The 15,069-nt window shown below is 73.9% G+C and carries 17 protein-coding genes and 1 pseudogene; 10 read left to right on the top strand and 8 right to left on the bottom strand.

Annotated features, from left to right (window positions below):
- Nucleotides 1-10: 10 nt before the first annotated feature.
- Nucleotides 11-655 carry an O-methyltransferase gene (locus tag O7618_RS21545; RefSeq protein WP_175441281.1) on the bottom strand — a complete coding sequence of 215 codons (645 nt, stop codon included), beginning with the start codon at nucleotides 653-655 and terminating at the stop codon, nucleotides 11-13.
- 233 nt (nucleotides 656-888) lie between these two features.
- On the opposite strand from O7618_RS21545, the gene O7618_RS21540 reads away from it, so the two are divergent.
- Both O7618_RS21540 and O7618_RS21535 read left to right on the top strand, forming a co-directional pair.
- Nucleotides 889-2,181, top strand: a complete 1,293-nt coding sequence (locus O7618_RS21540; RefSeq protein ID WP_278107939.1) for a trypsin-like peptidase domain-containing protein — start codon at nucleotides 889-891, stop codon at nucleotides 2,179-2,181.
- 72 nt (nucleotides 2,182-2,253) lie between these two features.
- A complete protein-coding gene (locus O7618_RS21535; protein WP_278107938.1) occupies nucleotides 2,254-2,679 on the top strand; it encodes a preprotein translocase subunit TatB in 426 nt (141 codons plus the stop codon).
- A 75-nt stretch (nucleotides 2,680-2,754) separates the two neighbouring features.
- On the opposite strand, the pseudogene O7618_RS21530 reads toward O7618_RS21535, so the two are convergent.
- The 3 genes and pseudogenes from O7618_RS21530 to O7618_RS21520 all read right to left on the bottom strand — a co-directional run bounded on the left by O7618_RS21530 (nucleotide 2,755) and on the right by O7618_RS21520 (nucleotide 5,799).
- Nucleotides 2,755-3,901: pseudogene (locus tag O7618_RS21530) on the bottom strand (Mrp/NBP35 family ATP-binding protein).
- Between the two features lie 10 nt (nucleotides 3,902-3,911).
- The gene (locus O7618_RS21525; protein WP_278107937.1) at nucleotides 3,912-4,526 is read right to left on the bottom strand and encodes a DUF1003 domain-containing protein; all 615 of its coding nucleotides are present in this window, start codon (nucleotides 4,524-4,526) and stop codon (nucleotides 3,912-3,914) included.
- On the bottom strand, nucleotides 4,519-5,799 hold the full coding sequence (locus O7618_RS21520) for a CBS domain-containing protein (protein ID WP_278107936.1): 1,281 nt from the start codon (nucleotides 5,797-5,799) through the stop codon (nucleotides 4,519-4,521). The genes O7618_RS21525 and O7618_RS21520 overlap by 8 nt, the downstream gene beginning before the upstream one ends.
- Nucleotides 5,800-5,832: 33 nt before the next feature.
- Here O7618_RS21520 and O7618_RS21515 point away from each other — a divergent pair, with 33 nt between their 5' ends.
- Together O7618_RS21515 and O7618_RS21510 are read left to right on the top strand one after the other, a co-directional pair.
- Complete coding sequence (locus O7618_RS21515) at nucleotides 5,833-6,702, top strand: PhzF family phenazine biosynthesis protein (protein ID WP_278107935.1); 870 nt, start codon at nucleotides 5,833-5,835, stop codon at nucleotides 6,700-6,702.
- Nucleotides 6,703-7,178: 476 nt separating this feature from the next.
- On the top strand, nucleotides 7,179-7,712 hold the full coding sequence (locus O7618_RS21510; RefSeq protein WP_278107934.1) for a hypothetical protein: 534 nt from the start codon (nucleotides 7,179-7,181) through the stop codon (nucleotides 7,710-7,712).
- Nucleotides 7,713-7,748: 36 nt separating this feature from the next.
- Here O7618_RS21510 and O7618_RS21505 read toward each other — a convergent pair whose 3' ends face one another.
- The gene (locus O7618_RS21505) at nucleotides 7,749-8,705 is read right to left on the bottom strand and encodes a DMT family transporter (RefSeq protein ID WP_278107933.1); all 957 of its coding nucleotides are present in this window, start codon (nucleotides 8,703-8,705) and stop codon (nucleotides 7,749-7,751) included.
- A gap of 106 nt (nucleotides 8,706-8,811) precedes the next feature.
- Here O7618_RS21505 and O7618_RS21500 point away from each other — a divergent pair, with 106 nt between their 5' ends.
- The 4 genes from O7618_RS21500 to O7618_RS21485 all read left to right on the top strand — a co-directional run bounded on the left by O7618_RS21500 (nucleotide 8,812) and on the right by O7618_RS21485 (nucleotide 10,978).
- Complete coding sequence (locus tag O7618_RS21500; RefSeq protein WP_278107932.1) at nucleotides 8,812-9,507, top strand: HAD family hydrolase; 696 nt, start codon at nucleotides 8,812-8,814, stop codon at nucleotides 9,505-9,507.
- A gap of 66 nt (nucleotides 9,508-9,573) precedes the next feature.
- Nucleotides 9,574-9,717 carry a hypothetical protein gene (locus tag O7618_RS21495; RefSeq protein ID WP_278107930.1) on the top strand — a complete coding sequence of 48 codons (144 nt, stop codon included), beginning with the start codon at nucleotides 9,574-9,576 and terminating at the stop codon, nucleotides 9,715-9,717.
- A 47-nt stretch (nucleotides 9,718-9,764) separates the two neighbouring features.
- Nucleotides 9,765-10,823 (top strand): amino acid permease, encoded by a 1,059-nt coding sequence (locus O7618_RS21490; protein ID WP_278107929.1) that lies wholly within the window; start codon nucleotides 9,765-9,767, stop codon nucleotides 10,821-10,823.
- The gene (locus O7618_RS21485; protein WP_278107928.1) at nucleotides 10,727-10,978 is read left to right on the top strand and encodes a hypothetical protein; all 252 of its coding nucleotides are present in this window, start codon (nucleotides 10,727-10,729) and stop codon (nucleotides 10,976-10,978) included. Before O7618_RS21490 ends, O7618_RS21485 begins: the two co-directional genes overlap by 97 nt.
- Nucleotides 10,979-11,171: 193 nt before the next feature.
- On the opposite strand, the gene O7618_RS21480 is transcribed toward O7618_RS21485, so the two are convergent.
- Nucleotides 11,172-11,996, bottom strand: coding sequence for an SDR family NAD(P)-dependent oxidoreductase (locus O7618_RS21480; RefSeq protein WP_278107927.1), 825 nt, complete (start codon nucleotides 11,994-11,996; stop codon nucleotides 11,172-11,174).
- A gap of 126 nt (nucleotides 11,997-12,122) precedes the next feature.
- Between O7618_RS21480 and O7618_RS21475 the strand changes: the two genes are divergently transcribed.
- Nucleotides 12,123-13,079 (top strand): CoA ester lyase, encoded by a 957-nt coding sequence (locus tag O7618_RS21475; RefSeq protein ID WP_278107926.1) that lies wholly within the window; start codon nucleotides 12,123-12,125, stop codon nucleotides 13,077-13,079.
- A gap of 43 nt (nucleotides 13,080-13,122) precedes the next feature.
- Here the strand turns inward: O7618_RS21475 and O7618_RS21470 are convergent, their stop codons facing one another.
- Nucleotides 13,123-13,599 carry a DUF4190 domain-containing protein gene (locus O7618_RS21470; protein WP_278107925.1) on the bottom strand — a complete coding sequence of 159 codons (477 nt, stop codon included), beginning with the start codon at nucleotides 13,597-13,599 and terminating at the stop codon, nucleotides 13,123-13,125.
- A 116-nt stretch (nucleotides 13,600-13,715) separates the two neighbouring features.
- On the opposite strand from O7618_RS21470, the gene O7618_RS21465 reads away from it, so the two are divergent.
- Nucleotides 13,716-14,606, top strand: coding sequence for an SDR family NAD(P)-dependent oxidoreductase (locus O7618_RS21465; protein WP_278107923.1), 891 nt, complete (start codon nucleotides 13,716-13,718; stop codon nucleotides 14,604-14,606).
- 4 nt (nucleotides 14,607-14,610) lie between these two features.
- Here the strand turns inward: O7618_RS21465 and O7618_RS21460 are convergent, their stop codons facing one another.
- On the bottom strand, nucleotides 14,611-15,012 hold the full coding sequence (locus O7618_RS21460; RefSeq protein WP_278107922.1) for a DUF4190 domain-containing protein: 402 nt from the start codon (nucleotides 15,010-15,012) through the stop codon (nucleotides 14,611-14,613).
- Nucleotides 15,013-15,069: the final 57 nt, after the last annotated feature.

The following is a 15,069-nucleotide window of genomic DNA, read 5'->3' as shown; positions in this document are numbered from 1 at the left end:
CCGGCTCGGGTCAGCTCTTCACCGCGGCGAGCAGGCCGTGGCCGACCGGCAGCAGCGCGGGCACCCAGTGCTCCGACTCGCGGATCGCCTTGATCGTCTCGCGGACGGTGACCGTCTCCACGTCCCGCGCGGCCGGGTCGCCGATCCGGCCGGCGGCCAGCGCGCCGTTGAGCGCGAGCACCCCGCCGGGGCGCAGCAGCCGCAGCGCGGCGTCCACGTACGCCGCGAAGCCGGTCGCCGCCGCGTCGGCGAAGACCAGGTCGTAGACGCCGTCCGCGAGGCGTGGCAGCACGTCGAGGGCCCGACCGGTGATGATCCGGGTACGCCCCGACGGGAAGCCCGCCTCCTGGAACAACCGCCGGGCGAGGCGTTGGTATTCGACCTCCACGTCGATCGTGGTGAGCACGCCGTCGGGACGCATGCCGCGCATCAGCCAGACGCCGCTGACCCCGGTGCCGGTGCCGATCTCGACCACCGCCCGGGCGTTGCCGGCGGCGGCGAGCAGCCGCAGCGCGGCGCCGGCGCCCGGCGTCACCGCCTCCACGCCCACCTCGTGGGCGAGCGCACGGGCCGTGCGCAGCACGATGTCCTCGGTGACGTACGACTCGGCGAACTGCAGCGCCTGGGCCGTCGAACTGCCGTGACCGGCGACCATGGCGATGGGACACCTCCGGGGTGGGTCTGGTGGGAAGGGTCGGTTGGCACTGTGAGCGTAGAGGCGACCCGGTAGCCGCGCAGCCGCGAGTCGGCCGCCGGACGATCACCGGCGGCAACCCCTGACTCCAGCCGGGGCATCCGTGCAATCCTGGATGGGTTCCCGCGCGCCACGGTCGTCCGGCTCCGCCGGCGCCCGGCGCGGGGCGTGCGGGACGGAGTGGGAGGCACGACGTGACCGACGGCTGGGACTGGCGCCGGCCCGGCGGAGCCGGGGCGCCGGCGGGTGGGCCGGCCCCCGGGCCGCCGCCGCAGGGTGCCGGGGGAGCGACGACGTCGCCCTGGTGGACCGACGCGCTGGCGGACCCGTGGCGGGATCCCTACGCGCCCGCGGCCGTGGTGGTGCCGGCCGCCGCGCCCGACGGGTCCGCCGAGCCGGAGCCGGTCACCGACCCGGACCTGCCGACCCGGCCGGGCCTGCGCCAGGTGGTGCTCGTCTCACTGATCACCGCGTTGCTCGCCGGTTCGCTCGGCAGCGCCCTGACCTACGCGGTGCTGCGCGGCGGGGACGTGCCGACGCTCGGCGCCCAGGCCGGTCAAGCTCCGGCGCTCGCCCAGCGCAAGCCCGAGTCGCTGGCCGGGGTGGCCGAGCGGGTGCTGCCCAGCGTGGTCACCATCCGGGTGGCCAGTCTCGGCGGCACCAGCGAGGGCTCCGGCTTCGTGGTGAGCGCCGAGGGGCACATCGTCACCAACGACCACGTGGTCGCGGACGGCCCGGGCAAGGCCACGGTCCTGTTCAACGACGGCAGCACCGCGGCCGGCACCGTGGTCGGGCAGGACCCGGAGTCGGACATCGCGGTCATCAAGGTGAGCCGCAGCGGCCTGACCCCGGTGCAGTTCGGCGACTCGGACGCGCTCGCGGTGGGCGACCCGGTGCTGGCCATGGGCTCGCCGCTGTCGCTGACCAACACCGTCACCGCCGGCATCGTCAGCGCGCTCGACCGCACCATGCAGGCGGGGGAGCCGGGCGGCCCGACCCGCTACTACGCGGCCATCCAGACCGACGCGGCGGTCAACCACGGCAACTCCGGCGGTCCGCTGGTGGACGGGGGCGGCCGGGTGGTCGGCGTGAACTCCACCATCAAGTCGCTGGTGGCCGACGGGCAGGAGGCGGGGAACATCGGCCTGGCCTTCGCCATCCCGATCAACCAGGCCAAGCGGGTCACCGAGGAGATCATCGGCACCGGCAAGGCCCGGCGTACGGTGATCGGCGCCGCGGTCGGCGGCACCGGCGCCACCGGCGGCGGGGTCCGCCTCAACGCGGTCGAGCCGGCCGGCCCGGCGGCGGCGGCCGGGATGCGCACCGGCGACGTGGTGCTCCGGCTGGACGGCCATCCGATGACCGACCCGACCGACCTGGTGGCGTTGGTGCGCAAGTACGCGCCGGGGTCGGTGGTGGCGGTGGAGTACCGGCGCGGGTCGGCTCGGCAGAACACCTCGGTGACGCTCGCCGCGGACGCGAAGTGAGGACCGGTCACCCCCTCCCCGAGGATCCCCGCACGTGCGTAGGCTTGCCCTGACACGGACGAGGAGGCCGGAGTGTTCGAGAACCTGAACTGGTGGGAGATCGGCGTCCTGCTGCTCCTGGCACTGTTGATCTTCGGGGACCGGCTGCCCAACGTGATCAACGACGGCCTCCGGATGGTCCGCAACCTGCGGAACATGGCGCGCAACGCCACCGGTGACCTGAGCCGCGAGCTGGGCACGGACATCCAGCTGGAGGATCTGCACCCCAAGGCGTTCATCCGCAAGCACCTCCTCAGCGAGGACGACGAACAGGCGATCCGCAAGCCGCTGCAGAGCATGTACGACAACCTCCGCTCCGACGTCACCGGTGTGCACGACGAGCTGAAGGACGTGGCCAAGGCGGCCGACCTGCGCAACGGCTCCCCGCGCCCGGCGGTGGCGACGCCCGCCGCGCCCACCCCGCCGGCGCCCCGCCCTTCCTACGACGACGCCACCTGATCCACCGGCCCACGACGTGGACCGCCCCTCCCCGGTCGGACCGGGAAGGGGCGGCGGGGGAGCGGTGGATCGCGTCTAGCGGCCAGCGGGCTTGAGGCCGAGCGGCTTGCCGAGCAGTGACTCACGGCGCACCGCGAGCCGGTCGGCGACGTCGAACATGGCCTTGGCGGCCGGCGCGTCCGGCTCGGAGAGCACGATTGGCCGGCCCGCGTCGCCGCCCTCCCGGACCCGGGTGTCCATCGGGATCTGCCCCAGCACCGGCACCTGCGCGCCGATGGTCCGGGTCAGGGACTCCGCCACCGCCGCGCCGCCGCCGGACCCGAACACCTCCATCCGGGTGCCGTCCGGCAGCTCCAGCCAGGACATGTTCTCGATCACGCCGACCACCCGCTGGTGGGTCTGCAGCGAGATGGCGCCGGCCCCGCTCGGCCACCTCGGCGGCGGCCGCCTGCGGGGTGGTGACGACCAGGATCTCCGCGTTCGGCAGCAACTGGGCCACCGAGATCGCGATGTCACCGGTGCCCGGCGGGAGGTCGAGCAGGAGGACGTCCAGGTCGCCCCAGTAGACGTCGGCGAGGAACTGCTGCAACGCCCGGTGCAGCATCGGGCCGCGCCACACGACGGCCGCGTTGCCGGGGGTGAACATGCCGATCGAGATCACCTTCACGCCGTGCGACTGCGGCGGCATGATCATGTCTTCGACGCGGGTCGGCGCGCCGTCCGCGCCGAGCATCCGGGGCACCGAGTGGCCGTAGATGTCGGCGTCCACCACGCCCACCGACAGGCCCCGGGCGGCCAGCGCGGCGGCCAGGTTGACCGTGACGCTGGACTTGCCGACGCCGCCCTTGCCGCTGGCGACCGCGTAGACGCGGGTCCGCGAGCCGGGCTGGGCGAACGGGATCACCGGTTCGGCCGTGCCGCCGCCGCGCAGCTTCGACTGCAGTTCCTGGCGCTGCTCCGGGCTCATCACCCCGAAGATGATCTCGACGCCGCTCACCCCGGGCACCGCGCCGACTGCGGCCGTGATGTCGGTCCGCAGCTTGTCCTTCAGCGGGCAGCCGGCCACGGTGAGCAGCAGCTCGACCCGGACCAGGCCGTCGTCGTCGCGCTCGGCGGAACGGACCATGCCGAGTTCGGTGATCGGCCGACGGATCTCCGGGTCGTTGACGGTGGCCAGCGCGGCCTGGATCGCGTCGGAGACGGTGCTGACGGGTGCTGACATGCCCGCAATGTTACGTCGGGCTCTCCTGCCGGCCGTCGTGGGCGTAATCACCGTCCAGCTCGTCGCGGGGCTCGTCGAGCGGTTCGCCGCCGGCCGGTCGCCGGATCTTCTGTTCCTGCTGCCGCCGGTCCAGCTTGCGCCGCCGCTCGGCCGCCTCGTCCAACTCCTCGGCCAGCCGGGTCAGTTCGGAGCGGAGGAAATCTCGGGTCGCCACGTCCCCCATCGCGATCCGCAGGGCGGCGATCTCGCGGGCCAGGTACTCCGTGTCGGCCTTCTGCATGGTGGCCCGCCGCCGGTCCTCGTCCAGCGAGACCCGGTCCCGGTCCGCCTGCCGGTTCTGCGCGAGCAGGATCAGCGGGGCCGCGTACGACGCCTGCAGGGAGAGCACCAGGGTCAGGAACGTGAACGTGTACGGGTCGAAGCGCAGGTGCGCCGGGGCCAGCGTGTTCCACAGGAACCAGGCGGCGAGGATCAGCGTCATGTAGACGAGGAAGTTCGCCGTGCCCATGCCCCGGGCGATGCCCTCGGCCCAGCGGCCGAACGAATCCGCGTCGATCCGGGGCAGGTGCAGGCCCCGCGGGGCGCGCGGCTGGTCCAGCCGTTCCCCGCGTCGCTGCTCAGTCATCGTCCACGGTCCCGTCGTCCGTGGCGGACGGGGTCGGCGCCGCGTCCCGGTCCCGCCAGTCACGCGGCAGGGAGTGGTCCAGCACGTCGTCCACGGTCACCGCGCCGACCAGCCGGTTGTTCCGGTCCACCACCGGCATGCCCACCATGTCGTAGGTGGCCATCCGGCGGGTGATCTCGGTCAGCGGGGTCGAGGTGCGGAGCGGGTCGATGTCGTTGACCACGATCCCGCCGAGCAGGTCGGCCGGGGGTTCGCGGAGCAACCGCTGGAAGTGCACCATACCCAGGTAGCGCCCGGTCGGCGTGGTCAACGGGGCACGGGCCACGAAGACCTGCGCGGCCACCGCGGGCGAGAGCTGCACCTCGCGGATCCGGGCCAGCGCCTCGGCGACCGTGGCGTCCGGCGGCAGGATCACCGGCTCCGAGGTCATCACGCTGCCGGCGGTTCCCGACGCGTAGCGCAGCAGTTGCCGCACCGGGTCGGCCTCGTCCGGCTCCATCAGGTCGAGCAGCACGTCCTGCTCCGGCGGGGGCAGCTCGTTGAGCAGGTCGGCGGCGTCGTCCGGGTCCATCTCCTCGAGCACGTCGGCGGCGCGTTCCCGGTCCAGCGCGGCCAGGATCTCTACCTGGTCGCGCTCGGGCAGCTCGCTGAGCACGTCGGCCAGGCGCTCGTCGTCCAGCGCGGCGGCGACCTCGTTGCGCCGGGCGTCGGGCAGATCCTGGAGTGCGTTGGCGAGGTCGGCCGGGCGCATGTCCTCCAGCACGGCGAGCAGGTTCGCCGTACCCCGGTTGTCGCCCACCACGCCGAGGCCCCGGACCCGGTCCCACTCGACCTGGTGCAGGTGGCCGCGGCGGGTGAGCCGGCTGGTCTGCTCGCGCACGGCGACCCGGGTCAGCGCCCACTCGCCGCCCCGGCTGCACTCCATGCCCACGTCCACCACCGAGCTGGACCGCCCGGTGTCGAGCTGGACCCGCCGGTCGAGCAGTTCCTGGAGGACCAGCAGTTCGTTCGGGCGCTTCTCGAAGCGGCGCAGGTTGAGGGTGCCGCTGCCGAGCACCACGGCGTCCGGCTCGATCGAGGTGATCCGGTTGATGGAGAGGAAGATGCGTCGCCGCATCGGCATCTCGGCCACCAGCCCCACCACCTCCGGCGGGCGCTGGGTCGGACGCATCCGGGCGACCGCGTCCCGGACACGGCCCACCTGGTCGCCGTTCGGGTCGAAGACGGCGACTCCGGCGAGTCGAGCGATGTAGACCCGGTTCGGCGTGCTCACGGGTACCAGCCTAAGGGCCTACTCTCTAACAGCATGTCGACCTTGGCCTACGAGATCGTGGACGTCTTCACCGACCGCCCGTTCGCCGGCAACCCGCTGGCCGTGGTGTTCGGCGCGGAGGGTCTGGCCACCGAGCAGATGCAGGCGCTCGCGCTGGAGTTCAACCTGTCCGAGACGGTCTTCGTGCTGGCGCCCACGCAGGCCGGCGCGACCTACCGGGCCCGGATCTTCACGCCGACCGACGAGCTGCCGTTCGCCGGCCACCCGAGCGTGGGTGCGGCGGTGACCGCCGGCCGGCGCGGCGTCTTCGGTGTGGGCAGGGTCACCCAGGAGTGTGGCGCGGGCGTGCTGCCGATCGAGGTGACCGCGACCGGCGCGACGCTGACCGGGGGCACGCCGACCCTCGGCCCGGAACTCGACCCGGAGCCGCTGCTGGAGATCGTCGGCCTGACCGCTGCCGACCACGCCGGTCCGCCGCCGCGGGTCGCCGGATGCGGGCTGGAGTTTCCCTACCTTCCGGTACGTCCCGACGCCGTGGCCCGGGCACGCTTGAACACGGCGGCGGCGGAGCGGTACGGCGTCGAGCACGTCAGCCTCTTCTCCTGGGACCCCGAGTCGCAAACCGCGCACGCCCGGGTCTTCGTGCCCGGGATCGGCGTTCCGGAGGACCCGGCCACCGGTTCGGCCGCCCTGGGCCTGGGTGTCTGGCTGGTCGCCAGCGGCCTGCTGCCCGGCGAGGGCCGGACGCCCTACGCGGTGCGCCAGGGCATCGAGATCAACCGGCCCTCGTCGCTGTCCTGCACGGTGACCGCGGCGGGCGGGACGGCGGTCGGCGCGACGGTCTCCGGCCAGGTGATGCCGGTGGCGCGCGGCGAGATCGCCGTCCCACCCTTCATCGGCTGAGGTGTTCCCGGCCTCGGCGCCGGGTTGGTCCTCGCGCTCGGGCGGCGGCTTGTCCCCGCGCTGGGGCGGCGGCTCGTACCCGGGCTCGGTCGCTGGGCCTGTGCCTGCGCTCCGGCGCTGTGCAGGTTGTTCGGTTCCAGCGCCTTTAGAGCTGAGTCGTTGGTGATATCAAGCGGTTCTGTACCGGGCCGTAGACGCGTGAACTCCGGTTGAGTCGTTTCTGATGTCAGCTCCAAAGGCACTGGCCAGCGGTGTTCCGCGCGCGCCAGATCCGCTGCGTCCACGGGGGCTGAGGGGCGATCCGGCCAGGGCTTTCGCGGTCAGAGGCGGGGCCGTGGGCGTGCGGGCCGGGGGCTGTGGGCGAGCCCCGAGCGTGGCGGCACGCCGGCCGGCTCGCGGGGGACGGGTGGCCATGCTCGTGTCGCTCCGGCGCGGTCGGCCGGGGCGGTCCGGTCGTCGGCCCGGACGGGCGCGGGATGCGGGAGGATGGCGGAGTGAGCGACGAGGTGGACGAGCGGGTGACCCCGCCGCTGGTGGACGAGGCGGTGAAGAAGGCGGCGGTGTGCTGGGTCGGCGTCGACGGCGGCCCGGCGTACGCGTTGTGGTGCCTGCCGCTGGACGGCGCGCTGCTGGTGGTGACCGGCCCCGGCGAGCAGGCCGCGCCCGGGCTGGCCGACAGCGACGCGGCCGAGGTGACGTTGCGCGGCGACCACGGCGGCCGGATCGTCACCTGGCCGGCGCGGGTGACCCGGCTGCGGCCCGGCACCGACGAGTGGGACGCCGCCGCGCCGCTGGTCGCGGCGAAACGGCTCAACGCCTCCGGTTCCGCCACCGACCTGGTCGCGCGCTGGGCGGCCGAGGGCTGCGCGGTCAACCGGCTCACCCCGGCGGGCACGGCGGTCACCGGCGCCGACCTGCCGGCCGGCCCGCTGACCGAGCAGCCCCGGCCGGCGGCGGCGGTCCGGGTCGTGCGTAAGCCGTTCCGCCTGCACCGGGTCCGCCGCCGCTGACCGTCTGGTCGGTCACCCGGCCGGTGCGGCGTCCGATCAGCCGCCGGGCGGCATGGCGTCGGCGGGCACGGTGGGCGGCGCGGCGCGGCGTCCGGCTCGCGCCCCGCCGAGTACGACCACGGCGACGCCGGCCAGCAGCAGCGCCAGGCCGGGCAGGGCGAGCGGCCGGGGGAGTTGCCCCAGCCAGGCCCAGCCGATCAGGGCCGCGCCGGGCGCCTCCAGCAGGATCAGCACGCTGATCGTGGTCGCGGAGACCCGGTGCAGCGCGTAGTTGAACATCGAGTGGCCGAGCAGTTGGGCGCCGGCCACCAGGCCGAGGACGGCCAGCCAGGTACCGCCGCTCCAGCCGTGCAGGCGCACGCCGCCGAGCAGGCACACCACCAGCAGGATCACCGCGCAGACGCCGTAGCAGATGGTGGTGTAGGTGGTGGTGCTGATACTGGCCCGGGCCCGTTCGCCCAGGGCGGTGTAGACGGCCGCGAACATGCCGCCGGCCACGGCCAGCAGGTCGCCGGCGAAGGCGCGGCCGGAGACGGCGAAGTCAGCGCCGGTGGCGAGCACCGCGCCGAGGACCGCGACCGTGATGCCGGCCCAGGCCGCCGCCGGCAGGCGCCGCCCCTGCCAGCGGGCGATCAGCCCCTGCCACACCGGCTGCGTCGCGCCGAGCGCGGTCGCGGCCGCGACCGAGGTGAGCTTCGCGCTCGGCATCCAGGTGGCGAAGTGGGCGGCCAGCGCGACCCCGGAGAGTACGCAGTACAGCCCCTCGCGGCGGCCCGCTCCGACGGTGAGCGCGCGGAGTTCGGCCCGCCGCCGGAGCACCGCGACCGGGCCGAGCGCCGCCGCCGACAGCAGGTTGCGCCAGAACGCGACGGCCAGCGCCGGCGCGGCGGCGAACGCGATCAGTGGGGCGGAGGACGAGACGGCGGCGACGGCCAGGGCGAGCGCGCCGAGGGTCAGCGCGTCGGGCGGCGGGCGGTGGGGAGCGGTGGACACGGGGAGCAATCCTCACACGAGGGACCGGCGACACGGAACGTCAGCACTCCGTTACGATCATGCGCGACCCGGCGGTCCTCCCCCTCGACGTCCGGAGCATCTCCCCATGCCCAGGTTCCACGCGGTGCTGTTCGACTTCTTCGGCACGCTGACCCAGAGCGTCCGGCGCGGAGCCGCCCACGACGTCATCGCGGAACAGCTCGGCTGCTCCACCGAGGCCCTGGTCGAGGTGCTCGACGGCAGCTACTACGCGCGGGCCAGCGGGTTGTTCGGCGACGCCGAGTCGACCATGCGGTGGGTCTGCGCCCAGGCCGGCGTGCGCCCCTCCGACGCGGCGGTGCGCGCCGCCGTCGCCAGCCGGCACCGGGCGGTACGCGCCGACACCCGGCTGCGCCCGGAGGCGGTGCCGGTGCTGGCGGCGTTGCGCCGCCGGGGCGTACGCACCGGGCTGGTCAGCGACTGCACCCACGAACTGCCGGCATTCCTGCCCCAGCTCGCGGTCGCCCCGCTGCTCGACTCCGTGGTCTTCTCGGTGCGGCTCGGCCGCTGCAAGCCGGACCCGGCGCTCTATCTGACCGCCTGCCACCGACTTGGTCACGCCCCGGCCGACTGCCTCTACGTGGGTGACGGCGGCAGCCAGGAACTCACCGGCGCGGCGCGGGTGGGCCTGCGCGCCGTCCGGCTGGCCGCCCCCGACCTCGCCGGCCACATGGTCTTCAACGCCGAGCGCGACTGGGACGGGCCGGTGCTGACCTCGCTCACCGGCGTGCTCGACCTGCTCGACCCGGTCGCGGTCGGCTGACGCCGGTCGGCCGAACTGTGGCCGAAGCGGTCACCGGCCCCGCCGTCGTAGGCGAAAGTGCGGAGGGTGGAGCCAGACCGGGACGACGCGGCGGGACAGGGCACCGTCGTCACGCCCTCGGCCGAGTTCCCGCCGCTCGGCGCCGAGGAGCGGGCCGCGCTCGGCCGCCTCGGCGCGCGCTGGCACGGCCCCCGCGCGGCCGGGCACTGACCCGGGCGCGCCGGACCCTGGTCGGCCCGCCGCTGGCCAGCAGCTCCGTGCTCTACGAGCGGATGCGCAAGCTGGTCGCGCTGCCGGTGCTCTCGTCGGACCTGCTCAGCTCCGTCGCGTACGGGCCGGAGGCGATGCTCACCGTGCTGGTGCTGGCCGGCAGCGCCGCGCTCGGGCTCGCCCTGCCGCTGGCCGCGCTGCTGGTGGTGCTGATGGTCGCGGTGGGCCTGTCCTACCGGCAGACCATCCCGGCCTACCCGCACGGCGCCGGGTCGTATCTCGTCGCCGGGGACAACCTGGGGCGTACGCCGGGTCTGGCCGCCGCGGCCGGCCTGATGCTCGACTACGTGCTGACCGTGTCGGTGTCGATCGCCGCCGGCGTGCACGCGGTCACCTTGGCGCTGCCCGGGCTCGCCCGGTGGACCGTGCCGCTCGGGGTGCTGGTGATCGCCGTGCTGCTCGCCGGCAACCTGCGCGGCGTCCGCACCGCCGGCAACATCTTCGTGCTGCCCACGTACGCCTTCGTGGCGGTGGTCCTCGCGGTGCTGGCGGTCGGCTGGGCGAAGGCCGCGGCGCGGGGCTTCGCATCGGTGCCGCCGCCGGCGGTGCCGGCGGCGGAAGGGCTGGGGCTGCTGCTGGTGTTGCGCGCGTTCGCCTCCGGCGCGGTGTCGATGACCGGCATCGAGGCCGTGTCCAACGCGGTGCCGGCGTTCCGTCCGACCGAGTGGCGCAACGCCCGCACCACGCTGGGCTGGATGGTCGCCCTGCTGGTCACGCTCTTCGCCGACCTGGTCGGGCTGATCCACCTCGACGGCCTGGTGCCGCGGGCGGACGAGACCGTGCTGTCCCAGCTCGGCCGGGTCACGTTCCCCACCGACCTGTGGTACGCGGTCCTCCAGGCCACCACCGCGCTGATCCTGCTGCTGGCGGCGAACACCGCGTTCAACGACTCCCCCGGCTGCTGTTCTTCATGGCCCGCGACGGCCACGCGCCGCGCCGGTTCCTGCACATGGGTGATCGGCTGGCGTTCAGCAACGGCCTGGTCGCGCTGGCGCTCGCCGCCGTGGTGGTCTTCGTGGCCTTCGGCGGGCACACCGCGCGGCTGATCCCGCTCTACGCGGTGGGCGTCTTCCTCGCCTTCACGTTGTCGCAGAGCGGGATGGTGGTGCACTGGCGGCGCCGGCGGGGGCGGGGGTGGCGGCGCCGGCTCGCGGTCAACGCGGTCGGCGCGACGTTGTGGTGGTGCCGGTGGCCCGGCTGAACCGGGCGTCGCTGCGGGCCTTGGCGTACGCGGCGTCGCTGGGCCGGCCGATGCTCGCGGTGCACATCGCGCCGGAGGCGGCGGAGGCGGACCGGTTCCGCGCCGGCGCTCAGGTCGACCAGCGCGACCAGCAGCACCTCGTTGCACGTCATGGCGTCGAGTGTGGCAGCGCGACGGCCGTCGTGGGGACCCGTCAGTCGTCGAGCCCGACGGCCTTCGCGCTGGCCGTCCAGAGTCGGGCGGCGAGCGTCGGGTCGGCCGCCTTCGGGCGCGGCCGGTGCGGCTTGCGGTCGGCGTAGTAGCCGCCGTCGGTCAGCCGGGACGGGTCCTGGCAGGCCAGCCAGACCAGCGTCTCGGCGCCCTTCTCCGGGGTGCGGAACGGCAGCAGCCGCATGCCGAGCGCCACGATCCGGCTCTCGTTGCCGAACCGGGTGCTCACCACGCCGGGGTGGAACGCGTACGACGGCAGCTCCGGCCAGCGCCGCGCCGCCTCGGCGGTGAACAGGATGTTCGCCTGCTTGCTGGTGCCGTAGGCGCGGAACGGTCGGTAGTGGCGCAGCGCGGCGTTGAGGTCGTCCGGGTCGAGCACGCCGCTGCGGTGCGCGTCGGAGCCGGTCACCACCATCCGCCCGATCCGGTCCCGGAGCAGGTGGCTGAGCAGGAACGGAGCGAGGTGGTTGGCCTGCATGCTCAGCTCGAAGCCGTCGACCGTGGTGATCGGCTCCAACACGATCGCGCCGGCGTTGTTGGCCAGCACGTCGATCCGGTCGTAGCCGGCGCGCAGCCGCTCGGCGAGCCCGCGTACGTCGTCGAGCACGGCGAAGTCGGCGCGGAACAGCTCCGGCTGCTCGCCGCAGGACTCGCGCACCCGCTCCCCGGCGGCGCGCAGCCGGGCCGGGTCCCGGCCGACCAGCACCACCTGGTCGCCGCGCCGGGCCAGCTCGACGGCGGCGGCCAGCCCGATGCCGGAGCTGGCGCCGGTGAGCACCACGATCCGACGCTCAGTGAGATCTTCCACAGGTCCATTCACCCCGGTCACGGCACGAGGTTACCGTGGCGTGGCCCCGTCCTTTGGGATCGTTAAGTTCTCGACATCCACCGCCGCGTCGGCGTGCTGCCGCTGGACGCGGGAAGGAGCGCATCCATGGCCGCTGTCGGTCGTCCCCGCCGGTCCTGCCTCGCGGTACCCGGTTCCAGCGTCAAGATGCTCGGCAAGGCCCAGGGCCTCCCCGCCGACCAGGTCTTCCTGGACCTGGAGGACGCGGTCGCCCCGCTGGCCAAGCCGGACGCGCGCAAGAACATCGTGGCCGCGTTGAACGAGGGGGACTGGGCCGGCAAGACCCGGGTGGTCCGGGTGAACGACCTGACCACGCCGTGGACCTACCGCGACGTCATCGAGGTGGTCGAGGGCGCCGGGGCGAACCTGGACTGCATCATGCTGCCGAAGGCGCAGAACGCCGAGCAGGTGCACTGGTTGGACCTGCTGCTCACGCAGATCGAGAAGACGCTGGGGCTGGAGGTCGGCCGGATCGGCATCGAGGCGCAGATCGAGAACGCCGCCGGGCTGGTCAACGTGGACGCCATCGCGGCCGCCTCGCCCCGGGTGGAGACGATCATCTTCGGCCCGGCCGACTTCATGGCCTCGATCAACATGAAGTCGCTGGTCGTCGGCGCGCTGATCCCGGACTACCCGGGCGACCCCTACCACTACATCCTGATGCGGATCCTGATGGCCGCCCGGATGCACGACAAGCAGGCCATCGACGGGCCGTTCCTGCAGATCCGCGACACCGACGCGTTCCGCGAGGTGGCGAAGCGCTCGGCGGCGCTGGGCTTCGACGGCAAGTGGGTGCTGCACCCGGGCCAGATCGACGCGGCGAACGAGGTCTACTCGCCGGCGCAGTCCGACTACGACCACGCCGAGCTGATCCTCGACGCCTACGACTACTACACCTCGGAGGCGGGCGGGAAGCTCGGCGCGGTGATGCTCGGCGACGAGATGATCGACGAGGCGTCCCGCAAGATGGCGCTGGTGATCGCGGCGAAGGGCCGGGCCGCCGGGATGGCGCGTACCTCGTCGTTCACCCCGCCGTCGCAGTGACCGCGCGCCGGGCCGCCCCTCGCCGGGGGCGGCCCGATCCGGGTCAGTAGTCGACGGAGGAACTGCCCGAGTTGATCGCGAGCACGATCACCACGATGTAGAAGATGATCGCGGCGACCAGCAGGGCGGTCAGGATCCAGCCCACGATGATCGCCGCCTTGGCCATGCCCTCGCCCTGCTCACCGGTCTCCCGGATCTGCCTGCTGGCCACGTGCCCCATGATCGCGCCGATCGGCGCGGTGATGCAGGAGGCGAAGCCGACCAGCGAGAGCACCAGCGCCACGATCGCCAGCGTGTTCGTCCGGGCGGCCGGCGCGTAGCCGGGGTACGGGGGCGGGTAGGCGCCCGGCGGCGGGTAGCCGACCTGCGCCGGGTAGCCGGCCTGCGCCGCGTAGGGGTCGCCGGCGGGCGGCGGGTACGGCGACTTCGCGCCCGCGTACGGGTCGACCGGCGCATAGGGGTCGACCGGCGGGGCCGACTGCGGGTCCTGCCAACCGCCGGGGGGTGGGGGATAGCTCATCTGATCATCTCCAGGTACGTGGTCCGGGTCAGGGTAGCCACCCGGGAACAACCCGGAGGACCCCCTTTCCGGGTGCCGCATTGCCCGGAAGGTCCACAGCGGGCAGGATCCTCGGCATGGCACTTGACGCGCGTGGCGGTCGGTCACGACGGGACATGAGCCGGCCGGGGTCGGTGCGCCGTCCGCGTGCCGGCGAGCCGGCGGGCCCCGCCGACCAGGACCGGGCCGAGCCGCTCCCGGAGACCGCCACCACGCGGCTGGACGGCCGGGTGGCGCTGGTCACCGGCGCGGGCAGCGCCGACGGCATCGGCTATGCGACCGCCCGCCGGCTGGCCGACCTGGGCGCCCGGGTGGCGATCGTGTCGACCACCAGGCGCATCCACGAGCGCGCCGGCGAGCTGGGCGTCACCGGTTTCGTCGCCGACCTCACCGACGAGTCCGAGGTGGGCGCGCTGGCCGACGCGGTGGCCGAGCAGCTCGGCGACGTCGAGGTGCTGGTGAACAATGCGGGCCTGGCGAGCCGGGCCAGCCCGGAGGTGCTGCGGCCGGTGGCCCAGCTGACCTACGACGAGTGGCGCGGTGAGATCGACCGCAACCTGACCACCGCGTTCCTGTGCAGCCGCGCGTTCATCGGCGGCATGGCCGAGCGCGGCTGGGGGCGGATCGTCAACCTGGCGGCCACCGCCGGGCCGGTCAACGCGCTGCCCACCGAGGCCGGCTATGCGGCGGCGAAGGCCGGGGTGGTCGGGCTGACCCGCGCGCTGGCGATGGAGATGATCGCCGACGGGGTGACGGTGAACGCGGTGGCGCCGGGCATCATCCACACCGCGGCGTCCACCCTGGCCGAGATCAAGCAGGGGCACGGCACGCCGGTCGGACGGCCCGGCACGCCGGACGAGGTGGCCGCCGCGATCGCGTTCCTCTCCTCGCCGGCCGCGTCGTACATCACCGGGCAGATGCTCGTGGTGGACGGCGGCAACAGCGTGCGGGAGGCGCAGTTCCGCTGAGCCGTCAGTAGCCGTTGTTGTCGGTGTTGGCCCAGATGGCCAGGCCGATCCATCCGCAGCAGGCCAGCAGGCCGAGCGCGGTGAAGACGTAGCTGAGGATCAGCCCCCAGGTGGCGAGCTGGTCGCCCTCCTCCCCGGTCTGCCGGATCTGCCGCTTGGCCAGGTGGCCGCAGACGATGCCGGCGGGGGCGAAGACGAACGCGAAGACCAGCGACAGGATGGCGAGCACGTTCGGGCCGCGTGGTCGCGGTGGCTCGCCGGGCGGGCCGTACTGGCCGTAGGGCGGCTGCGGGGCGTACGGCGGCTGCTGGCCCCACTGGGGGTGCTGCTGCCCGTACTGCGGTTGCCCGTACGGCTGGCCGTGCGACGGCGGCTCGTACGGCGACGGTGGCTGCTCGTCGGTCACCCTCGCCCCCTCTCTCTTGCGGACGCTACCCGCAGCGGTGAACCTTTTCACAGAGGT

The sequence above is a fragment of the Micromonospora sp. WMMD980 genome, from assembly GCF_029626035.1.
GTDB lineage: Bacteria > Actinomycetota > Actinomycetes > Mycobacteriales > Micromonosporaceae > Micromonospora.
Note: the sequence above shows the minus strand (reverse complement) of the source record. Positions and strands in the feature narration are given on the sequence as shown.

Excerpts from the sequence above, each read along its gene's own strand:
- O7618_RS21545 (WP_175441281.1), bottom strand. The coding sequence starts at position 655 with ATGGTCGCCGGTCACGGCAGTTCGACGGCCCAGGCGCTGCAGTTCGCC.
- O7618_RS21525 (WP_278107937.1), bottom strand. The coding sequence starts at position 4,526 with ATGACTGAGCAGCGACGCGGGGAACGGCTGGACCAGCCGCGCGCCCCG.
- O7618_RS21515 (WP_278107935.1), top strand. The coding sequence starts at position 5,833 with ATGTCGACCTTGGCCTACGAGATCGTGGACGTCTTCACCGACCGCCCG.
- O7618_RS21510 (WP_278107934.1), top strand. The coding sequence starts at position 7,179 with ATGCGGGAGGATGGCGGAGTGAGCGACGAGGTGGACGAGCGGGTGACC.
- O7618_RS21500 (WP_278107932.1), top strand. The coding sequence starts at position 8,812 with ATGCCCAGGTTCCACGCGGTGCTGTTCGACTTCTTCGGCACGCTGACC.
- O7618_RS21485 (WP_278107928.1), top strand. The coding sequence starts at position 10,727 with ATGGGTGATCGGCTGGCGTTCAGCAACGGCCTGGTCGCGCTGGCGCTC.
- O7618_RS21475 (WP_278107926.1), top strand. The coding sequence starts at position 12,123 with ATGGCCGCTGTCGGTCGTCCCCGCCGGTCCTGCCTCGCGGTACCCGGT.
- O7618_RS21470 (WP_278107925.1), bottom strand. The coding sequence starts at position 13,599 with ATGAGCTATCCCCCACCCCCCGGCGGTTGGCAGGACCCGCAGTCGGCC.
- O7618_RS21465 (WP_278107923.1), top strand. The coding sequence starts at position 13,716 with ATGGCACTTGACGCGCGTGGCGGTCGGTCACGACGGGACATGAGCCGG.